The 14,636-nt window shown below is 43.1% G+C and carries 18 protein-coding genes; 7 read left to right on the top strand and 11 right to left on the bottom strand.

The genetic code is table 11. The features are described 5' to 3' along the window. Positions 1-23 precede the first annotated feature (23 nt). On the bottom strand, positions 24-938 hold the full coding sequence (locus tag V7K98_RS27820) for a M23 family metallopeptidase (RefSeq protein WP_335027887.1): 915 nt from the start codon (positions 936-938) through the stop codon (positions 24-26). 51 nt (positions 939-989) lie between these two features. Here V7K98_RS27820 and V7K98_RS27815 point away from each other — a divergent pair, with 51 nt between their 5' ends. Both V7K98_RS27815 and V7K98_RS27810 read left to right on the top strand, forming a co-directional pair. Next, complete coding sequence (locus tag V7K98_RS27815) at positions 990-1,127, top strand: hypothetical protein (RefSeq protein ID WP_335027885.1); 138 nt, start codon at positions 990-992, stop codon at positions 1,125-1,127. Between the two features lie 32 nt (positions 1,128-1,159). Beyond that, positions 1,160-2,371 (top strand): HhoA/HhoB/HtrA family serine endopeptidase, encoded by a 1,212-nt coding sequence (locus V7K98_RS27810; protein WP_335027883.1) that lies wholly within the window; start codon positions 1,160-1,162, stop codon positions 2,369-2,371. A gap of 267 nt (positions 2,372-2,638) precedes the next feature. Here V7K98_RS27810 and V7K98_RS27805 read toward each other — a convergent pair whose 3' ends face one another. The 5 genes from V7K98_RS27805 to ispD all read right to left on the bottom strand — a co-directional run bounded on the left by V7K98_RS27805 (position 2,639) and on the right by ispD (position 4,746). Next, positions 2,639-2,986, bottom strand: coding sequence for a DUF760 domain-containing protein (locus V7K98_RS27805; RefSeq protein ID WP_335027881.1), 348 nt, complete (start codon positions 2,984-2,986; stop codon positions 2,639-2,641). Beyond that, positions 2,976-3,158 (bottom strand): hypothetical protein, encoded by a 183-nt coding sequence (locus V7K98_RS27800; protein ID WP_335027879.1) that lies wholly within the window; start codon positions 3,156-3,158, stop codon positions 2,976-2,978. Before V7K98_RS27800 ends, V7K98_RS27805 begins: the two co-directional genes overlap by 11 nt. Before the next feature lie 72 nt (positions 3,159-3,230). After that, on the bottom strand, positions 3,231-3,779 hold the full coding sequence (gene scpB, locus V7K98_RS27795) for an SMC-Scp complex subunit ScpB (RefSeq protein ID WP_335027877.1): 549 nt from the start codon (positions 3,777-3,779) through the stop codon (positions 3,231-3,233). Then, positions 3,780-4,031, bottom strand: a complete 252-nt coding sequence (locus tag V7K98_RS27790) for a hypothetical protein (RefSeq protein WP_335027875.1) — start codon at positions 4,029-4,031, stop codon at positions 3,780-3,782. It abuts the gene before it with no gap. 31 nt (positions 4,032-4,062) lie between these two features. Then, on the bottom strand, positions 4,063-4,746 hold the full coding sequence (gene ispD, locus V7K98_RS27785; RefSeq protein WP_335027873.1) for a 2-C-methyl-D-erythritol 4-phosphate cytidylyltransferase: 684 nt from the start codon (positions 4,744-4,746) through the stop codon (positions 4,063-4,065). A gap of 69 nt (positions 4,747-4,815) precedes the next feature. Here ispD and V7K98_RS27780 point away from each other — a divergent pair, with 69 nt between their 5' ends. Then, complete coding sequence (locus tag V7K98_RS27780; protein ID WP_335027871.1) at positions 4,816-5,775, top strand: glycosyltransferase family 9 protein; 960 nt, start codon at positions 4,816-4,818, stop codon at positions 5,773-5,775. A 118-nt stretch (positions 5,776-5,893) separates the two neighbouring features. On the opposite strand, the gene V7K98_RS27775 is transcribed toward V7K98_RS27780, so the two are convergent. After that, positions 5,894-6,088, bottom strand: coding sequence for a hypothetical protein (locus tag V7K98_RS27775; protein WP_335027869.1), 195 nt, complete (start codon positions 6,086-6,088; stop codon positions 5,894-5,896). 103 nt (positions 6,089-6,191) lie between these two features. On the opposite strand from V7K98_RS27775, the gene V7K98_RS27770 reads away from it, so the two are divergent. Further along, positions 6,192-6,614: a hypothetical protein gene (locus tag V7K98_RS27770; RefSeq protein WP_335027867.1), complete on the top strand. Its 423-nt coding sequence runs from the start codon at positions 6,192-6,194 to the stop codon at positions 6,612-6,614. Between the two features lie 201 nt (positions 6,615-6,815). Further along, positions 6,816-8,501 (top strand): lysine--tRNA ligase, encoded by a 1,686-nt coding sequence (lysS, locus tag V7K98_RS27765; protein ID WP_335027865.1) that lies wholly within the window; start codon positions 6,816-6,818, stop codon positions 8,499-8,501. A 270-nt stretch (positions 8,502-8,771) separates the two neighbouring features. Here the strand turns inward: lysS and V7K98_RS27760 are convergent, their stop codons facing one another. Together V7K98_RS27760 and V7K98_RS27755 are read right to left on the bottom strand one after the other, a co-directional pair. Next, positions 8,772-9,236, bottom strand: a complete 465-nt coding sequence (locus V7K98_RS27760) for a DUF29 domain-containing protein (RefSeq protein ID WP_335028185.1) — start codon at positions 9,234-9,236, stop codon at positions 8,772-8,774. Between the two features lie 215 nt (positions 9,237-9,451). Then, the gene (locus V7K98_RS27755) at positions 9,452-10,048 is read right to left on the bottom strand and encodes a glyoxalase-like domain protein (RefSeq protein ID WP_335027863.1); all 597 of its coding nucleotides are present in this window, start codon (positions 10,046-10,048) and stop codon (positions 9,452-9,454) included. Between the two features lie 197 nt (positions 10,049-10,245). Between V7K98_RS27755 and V7K98_RS27750 the strand changes: the two genes are divergently transcribed. Both V7K98_RS27750 and V7K98_RS27745 read left to right on the top strand, forming a co-directional pair. After that, positions 10,246-10,875, top strand: a complete 630-nt coding sequence (locus V7K98_RS27750) for a sigma-70 family RNA polymerase sigma factor (protein ID WP_335027861.1) — start codon at positions 10,246-10,248, stop codon at positions 10,873-10,875. 97 nt (positions 10,876-10,972) lie between these two features. Then, a complete protein-coding gene (locus tag V7K98_RS27745) occupies positions 10,973-12,046 on the top strand; it encodes a tetratricopeptide repeat protein (RefSeq protein WP_335027859.1) in 1,074 nt (357 codons plus the stop codon). Positions 12,047-12,085: 39 nt separating this feature from the next. Here the strand turns inward: V7K98_RS27745 and V7K98_RS27740 are convergent, their stop codons facing one another. Both V7K98_RS27740 and V7K98_RS27735 read right to left on the bottom strand, forming a co-directional pair. Further along, positions 12,086-12,763 carry a hypothetical protein gene (locus V7K98_RS27740; RefSeq protein WP_335027857.1) on the bottom strand — a complete coding sequence of 226 codons (678 nt, stop codon included), beginning with the start codon at positions 12,761-12,763 and terminating at the stop codon, positions 12,086-12,088. Between the two features lie 388 nt (positions 12,764-13,151). Beyond that, the gene (locus V7K98_RS27735) at positions 13,152-14,627 is read right to left on the bottom strand and encodes a sensor histidine kinase (protein ID WP_335027855.1); all 1,476 of its coding nucleotides are present in this window, start codon (positions 14,625-14,627) and stop codon (positions 13,152-13,154) included. Positions 14,628-14,636: the final 9 nt, after the last annotated feature.

Here is a 14,636-nt window from a genome sequence, read left to right as displayed (position 1 = left end):
TTTATTGCTTATTCCTCACTTCCTTATTTCTTCAAATAACCCTTTGGATCTTCTGCTACCCAACCAAGAGATGAGCTAGAACGGACTTCAAAATGCAGATGTGGCTGGGTGGAGCTTGGTTTTCCACTAGTGCCTACTGTTCCTAGTAAGTCTCCTTTTTTTACTTGCTGACCAACAGTAACTTTGATGCTGTCAAGCTGGGCGTAACGGCTTTGGAGTCCGCCAGGGTGGTTAATGATGATCAACTTGCCATAGGAACCTTGATCGCTGGCAAAGGCTACAGTTCCAGATGCGATCGCTAAAACATTACTACCAACTGGCGCTAATAAGTCAACACCACTATGGAAGAAAACTTCACCTGTCGCCGGATTAATTTGCCAGCCGTAAGCTAATCCCACAGTTGCGACTTGTGCCAAGGGATATCCAGACAGGGATGCACGGTTTGGTGTACCTGCATCAGTGGGTAAAGGGGATTTAGTTACAACCCCATTGGGCGACCAATTTACCCCCGGAACAAACACAATTCTGGGGTTTTGTTGACAGCCATTCACTTCAAAAAGGCTATCAGCCCGAACTTTGTATTGTGCTGCTACTTGTCGCCAAGTTTGACCGCGAGGTACTTCAACTACAATCCCATTGTAGGGAGGAATTTGAAGCACACTACCAACGGCTGCGTAGGTGGAACCCGCCGTAGGCATCGCACCGTTCTGTAAAGCTGGATTCATGCCGATAATAGTTGTAGCTATGAGATTATAGCGCTGCGCTATGCTCTCCAAAGTTTCGCCGCGAACGACTTTATGGCGTTGGAAGCGAGATAAGGCTGGAATCGGGCAACCACCTACAGCAGCGTTAGCACTGTTCAAGTTTGGCAGTATGCTTACTAGGCTCAAGGCGCTAACTAAGCTACAGAGAAATAGTTGACGAAAGGGTAAAGTCATGTACACAGGTCAATAGCGCATTAACTTTAGATTTTAGATCAAGTAGGGAGAGTGGGGAGCAGGGAGGCAGGGGAGGCAGGGAGAGAAGATATTATTAATAACCAATGCCCAATGCCCAATGCCCAATTCCCAATTCCTTGTAAATTGATCTGTCCACTTGCCATTAGCTTGACTACACTTAGAAATTAGCAACTGCATTGCTGTCCTTAAGCAGAATGATTATGAAGTTATCTTTAAAGCAACTGGGCGTTTATGTGTTCTTACTAGTATTCGGCTGTGGTGCAGGTTTGTTTGGCAGTCGCTATCTCCTGCTACAAAATCCCTCTTTCCAACAGTTAAAAAATGTAACAATGGCTTCGCCTCCAGAATCCGTACCTCCAAATCCTTCTAACGCACAGATTGGGGCTAGTGGGGGCGATAGTAATGTTAATTTTATTGCGACGGCAGTGCAAAAAGTTGGCCCGGCTGTGGTGCGAATTAATGCCACTCGCAAAGTCGCCAATCCGATCTCAGACGCATTGAAAAATCCCATCTTGCGGCGATTTTTCGGAGAGGATGAGCAACCAATTCCCGAAGAACGGATTGAGCGCGGTACAGGTTCGGGATTTATTTTGAGTGAAGATGGAGAATTACTCACTAACGCTCATGTGGTAGCAGATACAGATACAGTACTAGTCACCCTCAAGGATGGTCGAAGTTTAGAGGGAAAGGTGGTAGGAGTTGATACTGTAACAGATGTGGCGGTGGTGAAAATAAAAGCGAATAATTTACCGACTGTGAAACTAGGCAATTCACAAAACTTAATACCAGGAGAATGGGCGATCGCAATTGGCAATCCTCTGGGTTTAGATAATACTGTCACTATCGGCATCATCAGCGCTACCGATCGCACTAGCACTCAAGTTGGTGTCCCAGATAAGCGAGTCACCTTTATCCAAACTGATGCCGCAATTAACCCTGGTAATTCTGGTGGCCCCTTGTTAAACGCTCAAGGCGAAGTGATTGGTGTTAATACTGCCATCCGCGCTGATGCTCAAGGACTTGGTTTTGCCATTCCCATTGAAACCGCCGCCCGCATTGCCAATGAACTTTTTACCAAAGGGCGTGTGGAACATCCTTTCTTAGGTGTTGATATGGCAGACCTTTCTCCGATTAGAAAACAGCAGATTAATCAAGAAAATCAACTGAACATTCAGCAGGATGCTGGAATTGTGATTAAAGCAGTCACAGGTGATTCCCCAGCCAAGCGCGGAGGATTGCTTCCTGGAGACGTGATTCAAAAAGTTAACGGTAAACCAGTCAAAACCTCAGCCCAAGTTCAAAAGCTGGTAGAGTCCAGCAAAGTTGGGGACATTTTAGCTATCGAAGTCAACCGTAGCGGGAAAGTTCAAACCTTCAAAGTCCAATCAGGAGCTTATCCTGAAAGGAAATAGTCAAAATAATTCGTAATTCGTAGTTCGTAGTTGCAAGACGTTTGCGGATTCGCTCTAACCGTACTCTCGCACAGAAGCAAGCCACGCATAGCGTCTCGTAGAGAACCTATACCAAAGGCTTGACGCTGCGCTATCAGTGCTAGCTCCTGTACTCTCCACTGTCTTGTAGACCACTACAGAGATTTTGGTAGTAGCTCGTACCCTCTTAATTACGAATTACGAATTACTTAGTCAATAGTCCCAGAATGTTTGACTATTGACTATTGATTATTGGCTATTAGACAAATGCTCTAAGTGCATTCTTTGTTCCATCTGTCGCAGAAAATATCCCGTCATCATAGCCGACGCTAGAAGCCCAGCTAAATTATCCCGATCTGTTGTGATTTGCACGTTGAAACTTTCTGCCGGTAGCATTCCCACTAGCCCTTGGACATTTTGCGAGATGATTTGTTTAATTTCGGGGCTAGCAGACTGAGCAATCCTTGCTAAAACATCAGGAGACTGATGTTGTAGATATTTGAGTAACTGATTGGGGTATTCCTCAGAGTGGTCGGAAAGAAGTTGATTAGGGTGTTCCTCGGAGTTGTCATTTAAAAAGTCAGGATTAAACACCATTGGCAGTTTTATTTAGCTTAATTGCTAACTCTACTCTAAACCATAGTACAAGGCTAGCGCATTCACCACGGGTATTAGTATTGGGCATGGGGCATTGGGCATTGGGCATTGGGCATTGGGTATTGGGCATTGGGCATTGGGTATTGGGCATTGGGCATTGGGTATTGGGCATTGGGCATTGGGTATTGGGCATTGCTTATTATCTGTTCCTCATCTCCATGCCCCATGCCCCATGCCCTATTCCCTATTCCTCACTCCCTACTCCCTTTAGTTCTAGTTCTAGTTCTAGTTCTAGTTGTTCTTCCTTCTTGGTGGTGGAAAGTATTTGCGGGAGTTGTTCGATTTGGAAATACTGATAAAATTTTGGGGTTACTTGGAGTGAGTAGGAGCGAGAATCGCTGTCTCGGCGTTTGCGGATGAAACCAAGTTCTACGAGTTCTGGAACGTGTTGATATACTCCTGAACCTCGCAGGTTAATTAAGTCGCTCTGGAGTATGGGAGTATTGAGGGCGATCGCTGCTAAAGTCCGCAATGCACCTACACCCAACTCTACTGGTATCATCGTTTGCACTAAATCATGAAAATCAGACCGTAGTTGCAAACTGTAACCATCGGGGGTTTCTATTACCTCTAGGGCGCTATCTCGGTGGGCATAATTGTCCATGAGTTCAATCATGCCTTCTTTGACAGTGGCGCGATCGCACGCGGCATACTCGGCGATTTCGCCGAGCGACAAGGGTTTACCCTTTAAATAGAGAATTGCTTCTATCTTCGTCGCTGTGGCTGTAATCATTTAGTCATTGGGCATTGGGCATTGGGAATTGGGAATTGGGAATTGGGAATTGGGAATTGGGAATTGGGAATTGGGAATTGGGCATTGGGCATTGGGAATTGGGCATTGGGAATTGGGCATTAGTACATGAAAACTAACAATCAACAAGTGTGTGGGATTGTATCGTAAATTGTCAAAGTATTTTTTGAAACCTTTGAATTTGCAATTGGGAATGAGGAAGAAATAAGCAATGCCCCATGCCCCATGCCCCATGCCCCATGCCCAATTCCCAATTCCCAATTCTTCAAAAACCTCTAGTTGTGAGAATAAATTCTGCGATCGCTAAATCTTGGGGGGTTGTCACTTTTAAATTCGTCTCTTCTCCCTCGACAATTCGGACTTCAATACCGCATTTTTCAAATAAAGCGGCATCGTCAGTTACTTCCCAACCTTGCCGGACACCTTCAGCGTGGCACTGTTTTAACAACTTGACATCAAATCCTTGGGGAGTTTGTGCTGCCCACAATTTTTGTCTGTCGGGTGTTTCTTGAATTATGCCTTGTCCATCGACAACTTTAATAGTGTCTTTGACGGGTACACCAGCAATTAAACCGGGACAATGGTGAATAGCTTCGGCACAAGAGTTAAATAAATCTGGCGTGGCGAGACATCTAGCTCCATCATGAATCAACACTTGTTCTGCGGCTACTGGCAAAGCCTGCAAGCCATTGTAAACAGATTCTTGACGGGTGGAGCCACCTTGAATCAATTCCACTGGTTTAGTCAGCTTGAGATCGGCGAGAATTGCCCTGAAGTCTGGCCAATCGTGAGGTTGAGAAATAATCCCGATCCAACTGATTGTATCGGCGGCTTCTGCGGCTAATAGAGTCCAAGCAATAATTGGTTGCGATCGCACTTTCAGCAGTAGTTTATTGCGGTTACTACCCATTCTTTTTCCGATTCCCGCAGCTGGAATTAGTAAATACACAGAATTCCTCAATCATTAAGCTATATATTTTCCCCTAAAATAAGGAGCGAGTAAGCGTCAATAAATATTATGCGAGTAGTAGCCCTTGTACCTGGCGGAATTGGCGACCAAATTCTCTTCTTTCCGACTCTAGATGACCTGAAGCGCAATTACCCTAATGCTCAGATAGATGTCGTTGTTGAACCCCGGTCAAAGGCTGCCTACCGAGTGAGCAAGTCAGTTCACGAGGTGCTGAACTTTGATTTTCAAGACCGTAATAGTCTGGCAGATTGGGGTAATTTGGTCGGGATAATTCGCGATCGCGAATACGATGTTGTCATTGCTGTTAAGCAAATTTGGTTGCTCGGTCTTTTGCTCTGGTTGACGGGAATCCCCATACGTATTGGCTACCAAGGCAAAGGTTCGGTTTTTCTGACCCATGCTGTGCCATTTAAAGTATCCCAGTATGCGGCGGCATTATATCACGATTTGCTGCAACCATTGGAAATAAATAGCCCTGTCCCAGAGTTAGCAGTAAATGTGCCAAAACCAGATATTGAGTGGGCACAAAATGAACAAAAACGCTTAGGCGTGCATGAAACAGGCTATATCTTGATTCATGGCGGTTCTGGCCAGTTAACCCAGGCTCAAGAACTAGATAAAATCTACCCTGTCCAAAGTTGGCATCAAATTATTCAAGGCTTCCAAGACAAGCAGCCGGATCTGCCTGTGGTGGTTGTTAAGGGAATTGACGATGAGCAGTTTGTGCGATCGCTTCTGGGGTCTTCTCCAGATATCAAGGTGACTGCCCCTGATGATATTGGCAAGTTAACTGCTATGATTGCCGGGGCAAATTTGATGTTGTCTACTGATAGTCCGGCACTACAACTGAGTGTTGCAGTCCAAACTTATACTATCGCCCTATTTGGGCCCACTGATCCAGCTAAGTTGTTGCCAAAAAACGACAAATTTTTGCCCATTAAATCCCATACGGATAAAACGGCAGATATTTCACCAAACGCAGTTTTAGAGAAAATCTGGGGTGGCTAAACCAGCAGTTTATCCCAATTTCTGCAATTAGTTTATTGGATATCCAATGTAGTCATGCGTTTGTTGAATGACCGCAAAACCTGGTTGTGACAGCTAGATTTTGCGGTTATTTCAGTATTTAATGGCAGTGCAAAACCTGAACAGCAGTCAATTTTAGATCAGCAGATACAAGCGTTGCGATCGCGCTATCCCCTGCATACACCTTCTCTTCATAAAAACCCTCTACCCATTCCAGAACCGTCACTTGCTCTTGTATCGGATCGACAATCCAATACTCACTTAAGATTGATGCAATATCTGAGTTATACCGCATCAACACACTTTTGGGGGTAGGATAAATTCAATATTCAAAATTAGAGACTTAAAAACTGCTTAACTATATCTGAGCGTTAAATGAGATGTAGGCATTTATCAATATGGCAATTCACTTGACAAAACGGCTCTCTGTGTTCGCTGCTATTCTAAGTATTGTCCTTTTCATGCCGGGAATTGCCTTAGCTATACCGGTTCAACTACATATTACTTCTGGTGTCATTTTCGCCATTAGCAAAACTGCAAGCGACTCCATTTCGTCCGAGATTAGCCTAACTCCCTTGCAAAGCCAAGAACTCCAGGCTGTACGCCAGAGAAGAAACAGGGAAATTGAGGCATTATTAAACACATCGCAACGTGCCCAACTTAATCACAATCTCCGGGCTGGTAATAATATGAGTCAAGCCCTACAAAAGTTGAATTTGCAACCAGAACAGCAAGAGTTAGTAAAGGCGATCGTCCAATTTACTAACTTGAAAATGAAGGCTGTTTCATCTAAGTATTCACTAAAGATAGTAAATAAATAAAGGTATTCACAGTGTCCAGATCCCCGACTTCTTAAAGAAGTCGGGGATCTAACTTTTCACCAGTGATTTAGCTCATTGTGTATTTCCTTTAGCGATTGCACATCACTTTTAGGCGATACGATCATCTGCAAAGTGCAAATATCTGTTACTCTCAACTTTTGCAGCATCTATAATTAATCTTGCCCTATTTAGTTCGTTACCATGTCGGAAGAAGATATCCGAGCCGCAAGGCTGGAGAAAGTAGAACAACTCAAGCAGCTAGGGACTAATCCCTACGCCTATCGTTGGGAATCTACCCATCATGCAGCACAGTTGCAAGAACAATTTGCCGATTTAGCCAGTGGTGAAGAAGTTGATTTAGAAGTTGCGATCGCTGGGCGCATCATGGCGCGTCGCGTTTTCGGTAAACTGGCTTTCTTCACTCTGCAAGACGAAACTGGCACAATTCAGCTTTATTTGGATAAAAATCGTATCCAAGAAAGCATGGCAGATATTGATGTTGATGCCTTCAATCACCTAAAACAACTCACAGATGCAGGTGACATTCTGGGAGCCAAAGGTACTATTAAGCGGACTGAAAAGGGCGAGTTATCTGTCTACGTCAAACAATATACTATCCTGACTAAATCTCTGTTGCCCCTACCCGACAAGTGGCACGGATTAACGGATGTTGCCAAACGCTACCGTCAGCGTTACGTTGACTTGATTGTTAACCCGGAAGTGCGGCAAACTTTCCGCCGTCGCGCCCAAATTACTGCTGGAATTCGTCGCTATTTGGAAGAACGGGATTTTCTAGAAATTGAAACGCCAGTTTTGCAAAGTGAGACTGGGGGCGCAGATGCGCGTCCATTTATCACCTACCACAACACTTTAGAAATGGAGTTGTATCTACGAATTGCTACAGAACTCCATCTCAAGCGGTTGATTGTGGGTGGTTTTGAAAAGGTGTTTGAATTGGGGCGGGTTTTCCGCAATGAAGGAATTTCGACTCGACACAATCCCGAATTTACGACGATTGAACTTTACCAAGCCTACGCCGACTACAACGATATGATGGCGCTGACTGAGGGGATTATTACCACTGTCGCCCAAGATGTACTCGGCACGCTGCAAATCACCTACCAAGGGGAACCTATAGATTTAACACCACCTTGGCGGCGAGTAACAATGCACGATTTAGTTAAAGAAATTACCGGCTTAGATTTTAATTCTTTCCAAACATTGGAAGAAGCAAAAATAGCAAGTAAAAATGCTAATATTCCTGGTGTAGATGAAGCCAAATCAATTGGTAAGTTACTGAATTTAGCTTTTGAAGAAAAGGTAGAAGCTAATTTAATTCAACCTACCTTTGTAATTGATTACCCTGTAGAAATTTCGCCCTTAGCAAAACCTCACCGTTCTCAACCTGGTTTGGTGGAAAGATTTGAGTTATTTATCGTCGGGCGAGAAACTGGGAACAGCTTTTCAGAACTTACAGATCCCATCGATCAACGAGAACGCCTAGAAGCCCAAGCTGAAAGAAAAGCGGCTGGTGACTTAGAAGCCCAAGGTGTAGATGAAGACTTTTTGACAGCCCTGGAATACGGGATGCCGCCTACAGGTGGCTTAGGGATTGGGATTGATCGGTTGGTAATGTTATTAACTGATTGTGCCAGTATTCGGGATGCGATCGCCTTCCCTCTACTCAAGCCTGAAGGTAGTGTTATTAAGCAATTTAGCTATGTTCTAACAACTCAAACACTGACTATTGAATTTGACAGTGGAAGTATTTACGAGTATTTCAAAGTCCCTCCTAGTGTCAAGGAAGACTTAGACAATGCACCGTCAAAAGGTCAATATTTTAACAAATTTATTAAAGGGAAATTTAAGTTTGAACAGTTAAGTTAGTCAGTACCATTCAACCGTAGGGTGCGTTAGGCAAAGCCATAACGCACCATTTTTGTTACCTAAGTTGCAATCACCAATTCTATATTTGAAAATGAGAATATTTTTAAACACAGAGGTACGCAAAATAAACGCAAAGTAACGCAGAGTTTTGCCTAGTTTTTTTGCTACGAATTAATGAAATATTGTACTTTAATTGATAAAATAATCTACCTAATTTGGACAAATAGAAAAAGCTTTTGAATATTCAGACCGATCGCGTTCCAGGGATAATTACTCGCTCTGCTCATTAAGCTGATTTAGATTTGGTAAGAATTCAGGATTTAGAGTTTCGCCTAAAGTGTAAGGGCAGATTTCTGGAAAAACCTGTTCACCTAACTCGGTTTCTCGAATTGCTAAAGCTAAACCTAGTTCATAAACAGTCAGGAAAACTTGATCTAGATAGGGTTTCAAACTAGTGCTATCTTGTAGAAGCAGCTTAATTTGAACACGTTGCTCTCGAATTGTACTCAACCAGCTATTACTACGTTTTTCTGGTTGAAATTGCCATTTTAGTAAGTGTCCTAGTAATACTCCTAGCCGATTTCTCAATTCTTGTCGTTCTCTTCTGCCCAAAGTTTCAATTTCTTCAATCAGGTTGACTGTATCTAATTGATTCCACTGTTGAGTTTTGAGCAAGCTAACCTGCTCTTGAGTCCAACTATAGAAATCTGTTTCATACAGCTGAGATGTGTACATATTTTCAAGGGTCATAAGTTTCTACCTAGCAAAACCCTATAATGACTGTTCGTAGTGACCGATTCATCGCTCATAGCAAGGTTTATCAGGACTAAAATCCTTACTACAAACTTTAATTTATTTACGCCTAACTACTTAAAAAAATATTGTGTGGCGCGATGCTTACGATCGCAAGCTACGCACCACACAATATAAAATCATCTAAAATCTAATGACTAATTTGCTACCTCAGCTACCTCAATCACTCGCCCTTCATAGTCTTTGACCAAAAAGTTTAGTGGCTTCTGGTTACGAATCTTAAATTTCAAACCGCGCGTTTCGACTCGCATTAAAATCATTTCTAGGCAGTCGTGGTCAAAACAAACGTGACGTTGCTGATTTTTGCTACCTAAACTCGCACCAGTAATAACGTGTAGCTGAGTGTTTTTCTTCAATTGATACCACAGCCCTTCAGTGGCATTATTCATCATTTTGCTTGACAAACTCGGCCCGGTAGACATGTATAGCGGATCAATCCCAGTTGCGCCTATAGTTTGTTCGTAGTTGTAGTAATAGTGCAAGGGCACCTCAGCTGCTGGCAAATCTAGCAGTCCTTCATACAACTGTCGGGCAACCTCCAAATCTGACACCATTACAGTGTGTACTTTTGGGGCACTGGTGAGGAACATCCACATTGCACCAGCGTAAGCTGCTAGCAGCATTACCATAATGCCTTGGGTGGAAAACAGGCTATCCAAGGGCAAGGAAGGGAGAAAGGAGCCTAAAGTAAGGGGACTGAGGAGGAACGACATCACACTAACTGCTATAACCATGAACAAATAAGGATTCTATAGGGGAGTCGATTTTATAATTGTCGATTAAGACTAAAATTAAGTCCTTGTTTCTAGTTTATCAATAACTCAAGTTGTCTGAGTCTCGGCTACAAACTGGGCAACACCAAGATATTATGCGATTAACTACGGGAGTGCAATTCCCAAAATTATTTTAACAACTATCAACTCAAAGACTTGTGCAAATTCCTCATTTTCCTGAAGCTAATCACCCTCTGGTGAAGTCGCTATTTCATCACAGTGACTATGAATTACTCACTCTGTTTCAGTGCCATCCAGATGCCGGAAAGTATTTTACTGTGATTTTTTGCCGCTATAGCCCCATAGTGTATACCTTAATTCGGCATTCGGCGCGATCGCCTGTACAGGCAGATTATCTGTTCGCTCTCACCTGGCGACATATCTATTACGAACTCGGTGGACTAAATTTAACCGCCCCTGAATCCAGTGAGCAAGCTTTAACCATGCAAAATTGGTTAATTAATATGACAGCTTTTTGTATTAACGAAATTAAGCTACCACCCACAGAAGCAATTCATTATTCTCTGCAAGCGACTTCGCCGCCGCTATGGTGCTATGTACAACAAGCATTAGACCAACTACCACCTGTTTTACGATTAATCGTATTAATGTCCCAAACTTTCCACTGGAGTGAAACTAGAATCGCCGCCTATCTGCAAGCCGAAGGAGAAGCGATCGCTCCTAACGAAGTAGCCAATTTTCTCCAGGAAGGCTATCGTATGCTAGAGGACAAATTACCCACAGATATCCGCGCCATATACTTTGGGGAAGATTTAGCTCAATCATAACTTAAGTGTAAATGCGTATATTGTTTGTCTTCAATTTAAAACTTAAAACTTCTTCTTAGACCTTCTACTTAAACCCGCAACTTTACGGGTAATTTTTATGAAACAACGGCTTGCATTTCCCAGGCAATTAGTTTGCGTAGGTGTGATTTCCCGTCCCCAGGTACTTTTACACAGCTTTTTACTGTTTACTTTTTTGCTGAGTCCCATAGCTGCGGGTGCAGTTGACATTACGCAACAACTCCACCGTCCTTTAAATAGTTCTGTTGGGCGACAATCAAGAGATGAAGCAGACAGCTTGCTGCATATCGGTCAGCAACAATATGCTTCAGGATATGCCGATAAAACGATCGCATCTTGCTTGCAGGCATTAGAACTATATCACTCAATTGGCGACTTAAAAGCACAAGGTCTGACTTACAATTTACTTGCAAAGGCTTACATTCAGCTTGGTAGTTCAAAAGAGGCAGAAGATGCTTTACGACGAGGATTAGCGATCGCTCGTGATACCAAAGACTTCCAAACTCAGATTTTTGTGCTAAATAATATCGCTACATTTTTCCTCCAACAGGGGGAATTTGCTGATGCTGGTAAAACAGTTGCAGATGCACTCACAATTGCTCACAGTGTCAAAAACATTGAAGGAGAAGGACTATCTTTGAGTAATTTGGGTTTAGTAACTGCCAGGTTGGGAGATTACAACAAAGCCATTAAATTGTATGAAAATGCTTTACTTTTTCGCCGTCAGACTGGCGATGCGATCGGTGAAGCAAATACCCTAAATAATTTAGGTGATGCTTACTTAGCATCTGGGAATTATCAGGATACTATTGCTAGTTATGGTGAAGCCATGCAGACAGCTAAAACCAATCGCGATCGCACTAATGAATTACGGGCAATTGACGGTTTAGTTGAAGCTCACACTACTGTCGGACGCTACGAACGGGCTTTTGATTTACTAGAACAACGTTTAGCACTCGCTAAAGAATTGCAAAATTTGCGAGAAGAATTAAAATCTTTTGAGTCTTACGCTCAGTTATATAAGCAACAAGGTAATTACATAACCGCCCGCAATTTTTACGAAAGGGCAATTATACTGGCGCGAACATTAGAAGACAGCAAACAAGAAGTGCAATTACAAGATCAACTAACTAAAATGCTTCAGAAAAAGTAGGGGCAATTCATGAATTGCCCCTACTTTCGTACTATTTGATTAATTCAAGAATACTGAACCGTTTCGTTCAATTCTCAAAGCACTTCTACCCTGTGATGCATTTGTGGCTTCCTTGAATGTAACTTCCAAACTTCCTGGCTCTGAAGAAGCTTGTGGAGTCACTATCAACTGTCCGCCATCAATTCGTTCAAATGTCACTGTTACTGGTGCTTTTAAACCTTGCAATATTACATTTGACTTGCCTTGTAGCGATCGCGGCGCAGTATCGCCAATCACTTGGAAAGTTACATTAGCCGCAGTGTCATTTACCAACCTGACATTAACAGTACCATTAGTCAGTGCGATCGTTGCACTTGGGGTTTGTCGTGGTTGTAGTAGTTGTGGTTGATCGGTGGAAACCGCTCTTGGTGAGGGCTGTTGACTTCGATCTCTAGGGACTGGGCGTGGTGGTTTAGCACCTGGCCCTGGTGGCATGGGAGAAACTTGCCCCTCAACTGGAGGAACTGGGCGTGGTGGTTTAGCACCTGGTACTGGTGGGACAGGAGCTTGGGAGCGGTTATAGGGTGGTTCGCTAAAAATACTAGGACTTGGATTAAGCTTGGGAGTAGAGTCTTGTGCTAATGCGTGAGGAATTGCTGGCAGACTAATTAGTAATCCCCCGCAAATAGCGCCAAATAACTCAGCACACTTGCGAAATTTTTGAGACTTAATATTCATTTATAGACTCCTAAAAAACATTACCAAAGAATTGGGTCTAAAGCCCCGTGCTTCTAGCACGGCTTTAAAGTAATGAGTAATGAGTGGATGAAAAATGGGTATTTACTCATTACTTATTACTTATTACTCATTACTCCAGAATCACCGTGACACCAATGGGCACTGCCGTGCCCCTACGGGTATACCTCACTCAACCGAGAACCGCTATAAGAACTTAAAACAGCAGATTTAATTAGGTTTAAGCTGTCAGTGCATAAACCAGATATTACCAATTGCATCAATTTTTTGTATCTAACTAGAGACTAGATACTAATCTCGAATTAGACATAACTATTTCATTCCCAAGGCTGAAAAAGCTACATTATTACTGATAAAACTTTTGATTAAATTAAGACTCAAGGGTTATTGGTAAAGTGACGGTAAACATGGTACTTTCGCCAAGAGTACTTTCAACTTGAATATGACCCTGATGATGTTCGACAATAGCTTGAGCGATCGCTAATCCCAATCCTGAACCAGTAGCACTGGCTGTAGCTGTATTCCCAGTTGTATGAGTCCGTGCCGGATCTACCCGATAAAAGCGATCAAATAAGCGTGGTAGTGCTTCCGCAGGGATTCCAACTCCGGTATCACGCACCTTAACTTGCAACTGGGCACTGGTGTAACGTAGTCCAGAAACGCGATTTATTCCCTCAATCCGCGCCAATTCCACTTTTACCCGTCCCCCGGCTGGAGTGTAATGTAAAGCATTCGCAATTAAATTTGTGAATAGCTGCACCAGCTGATCCCAATTGCCCACAAGGGTAAACCAATTTTCCAGTAATTCGGGGTTAGTTTCAGAGGCAGGAGGATCAACTAAGTCTAGAGAAAGGGCAATCTTTTTTTCAGGGGCTAACAATTGTTGTTCTTCAACCACCTCCATCAGCAAAGCATCCAAAGGACAAGGTGAAAAGATATCTTTGGTAATCCCACTATCCTGTCGTGCTAAGAACAGCAAGTCATTGACTAACTTACCTAAACGCTGCGTTAACCGTTCCACCACCTTTAACTGTTGCCGATATTGCATAGAAGCAGTTGCTTCTGTCTCTGCTAAATCCAAGTCAGCAAGGGCAACTTGCACATTTGTTTGAATCAAAGTAATGGGACTTCTAAGTTCGTGGGAAGCATCAGCAGTAAATTGTTTGAGGCGTTGATAAGACTGCCCTACAGGTTCCATCGCTTTACCCGAAAGAAACCAGCCACTTGCACCTACAGAAAGCACCATTAACCCAATACCTAGCGCTAAATCAAAAATTAACTCACGACTAGGTTTAGTGACTTCAAACCACGGATGACTAACACGCAGATATCCTACTACTTGCCGTCCCACTTCCATCCGTTGCGTGATTTGCCGTAATAACAATGCTGAATTTTGAGTGAGGAGTGAGGACTGAGGAGTTAATAATTTTGAATTTTCACTCTCTTCCTTGACTACGCGCACAGTTTCACCGGTTGGATTGACATGAATGGGAATATTTAGGGGTTCAGATAGCGTTGACCAAAGTAATTTACCAGTGGGACTAAACCATTCTAGGTCGATGTGGTCATCTTCTACGGTGTAGGCATTCTCACGAAAACTGGCTTCTAAATTAATGCGAAATTTATCTGCATCAGCATTAATTGGCTCAAATATAAGCGTAGATGCACAAGGGCTTGTTGTGAGACAACGCTCCACTATTTCAACTACATGGTTAAGGGTATCATCAATCCGCTCAACCAGTGTGCTACGGACGTATAAATAAACGCCACTAGCGAACAGTAGTAGTAATACAGCAGTGACGGAAGTATACCAAAGAGCGAGACGGCGACGAGTAGCTTGAAACATATTACAATG

The organism is Nostoc sp., from assembly GCF_036917435.1.
In the GTDB taxonomy this organism is placed as follows: domain Bacteria; phylum Cyanobacteriota; class Cyanobacteriia; order Cyanobacteriales; family Nostocaceae; genus Nostoc.
This window is presented reverse-complemented; position numbering and strand designations above follow the sequence as displayed.

Bases quoted from the DNA above. Each gene is read 5' to 3' on its own strand.
- V7K98_RS27820 (WP_335027887.1), bottom strand. From the start codon at position 938: ATGACTTTACCCTTTCGTCAACTATTTCTCTGTAGCTTAGTTAGCGCC.
- V7K98_RS27810 (WP_335027883.1), top strand. From the start codon at position 1,160: ATGAAGTTATCTTTAAAGCAACTGGGCGTTTATGTGTTCTTACTAGTA.
- V7K98_RS27805 (WP_335027881.1), bottom strand. From the start codon at position 2,986: ATGGTGTTTAATCCTGACTTTTTAAATGACAACTCCGAGGAACACCCT.
- V7K98_RS27800 (WP_335027879.1), bottom strand. From the start codon at position 3,158: ATGCCCAATACCCAATGCCCAATGCCCAATACCCAATGCCCAATGCCC.
- scpB (WP_335027877.1), bottom strand. From the start codon at position 3,779: ATGATTACAGCCACAGCGACGAAGATAGAAGCAATTCTCTATTTAAAG.
- V7K98_RS27790 (WP_335027875.1), bottom strand. From the start codon at position 4,031: ATGGGGCATGGGGCATGGGGCATTGCTTATTTCTTCCTCATTCCCAAT.
- V7K98_RS27780 (WP_335027871.1), top strand. From the start codon at position 4,816: ATGCGAGTAGTAGCCCTTGTACCTGGCGGAATTGGCGACCAAATTCTC.
- V7K98_RS27775 (WP_335027869.1), bottom strand. From the start codon at position 6,088: ATGCGGTATAACTCAGATATTGCATCAATCTTAAGTGAGTATTGGATT.
- V7K98_RS27770 (WP_335027867.1), top strand. From the start codon at position 6,192: ATGGCAATTCACTTGACAAAACGGCTCTCTGTGTTCGCTGCTATTCTA.
- lysS (WP_335027865.1), top strand. From the start codon at position 6,816: ATGTCGGAAGAAGATATCCGAGCCGCAAGGCTGGAGAAAGTAGAACAA.
- V7K98_RS27760 (WP_335028185.1), bottom strand. From the start codon at position 9,236: ATGTACACATCTCAGCTGTATGAAACAGATTTCTATAGTTGGACTCAA.
- V7K98_RS27755 (WP_335027863.1), bottom strand. From the start codon at position 10,048: ATGGTTATAGCAGTTAGTGTGATGTCGTTCCTCCTCAGTCCCCTTACT.
- V7K98_RS27745 (WP_335027859.1), top strand. From the start codon at position 10,973: ATGAAACAACGGCTTGCATTTCCCAGGCAATTAGTTTGCGTAGGTGTG.
- V7K98_RS27740 (WP_335027857.1), bottom strand. From the start codon at position 12,763: ATGAATATTAAGTCTCAAAAATTTCGCAAGTGTGCTGAGTTATTTGGC.
- V7K98_RS27735 (WP_335027855.1), bottom strand. From the start codon at position 14,627: ATGTTTCAAGCTACTCGTCGCCGTCTCGCTCTTTGGTATACTTCCGTC.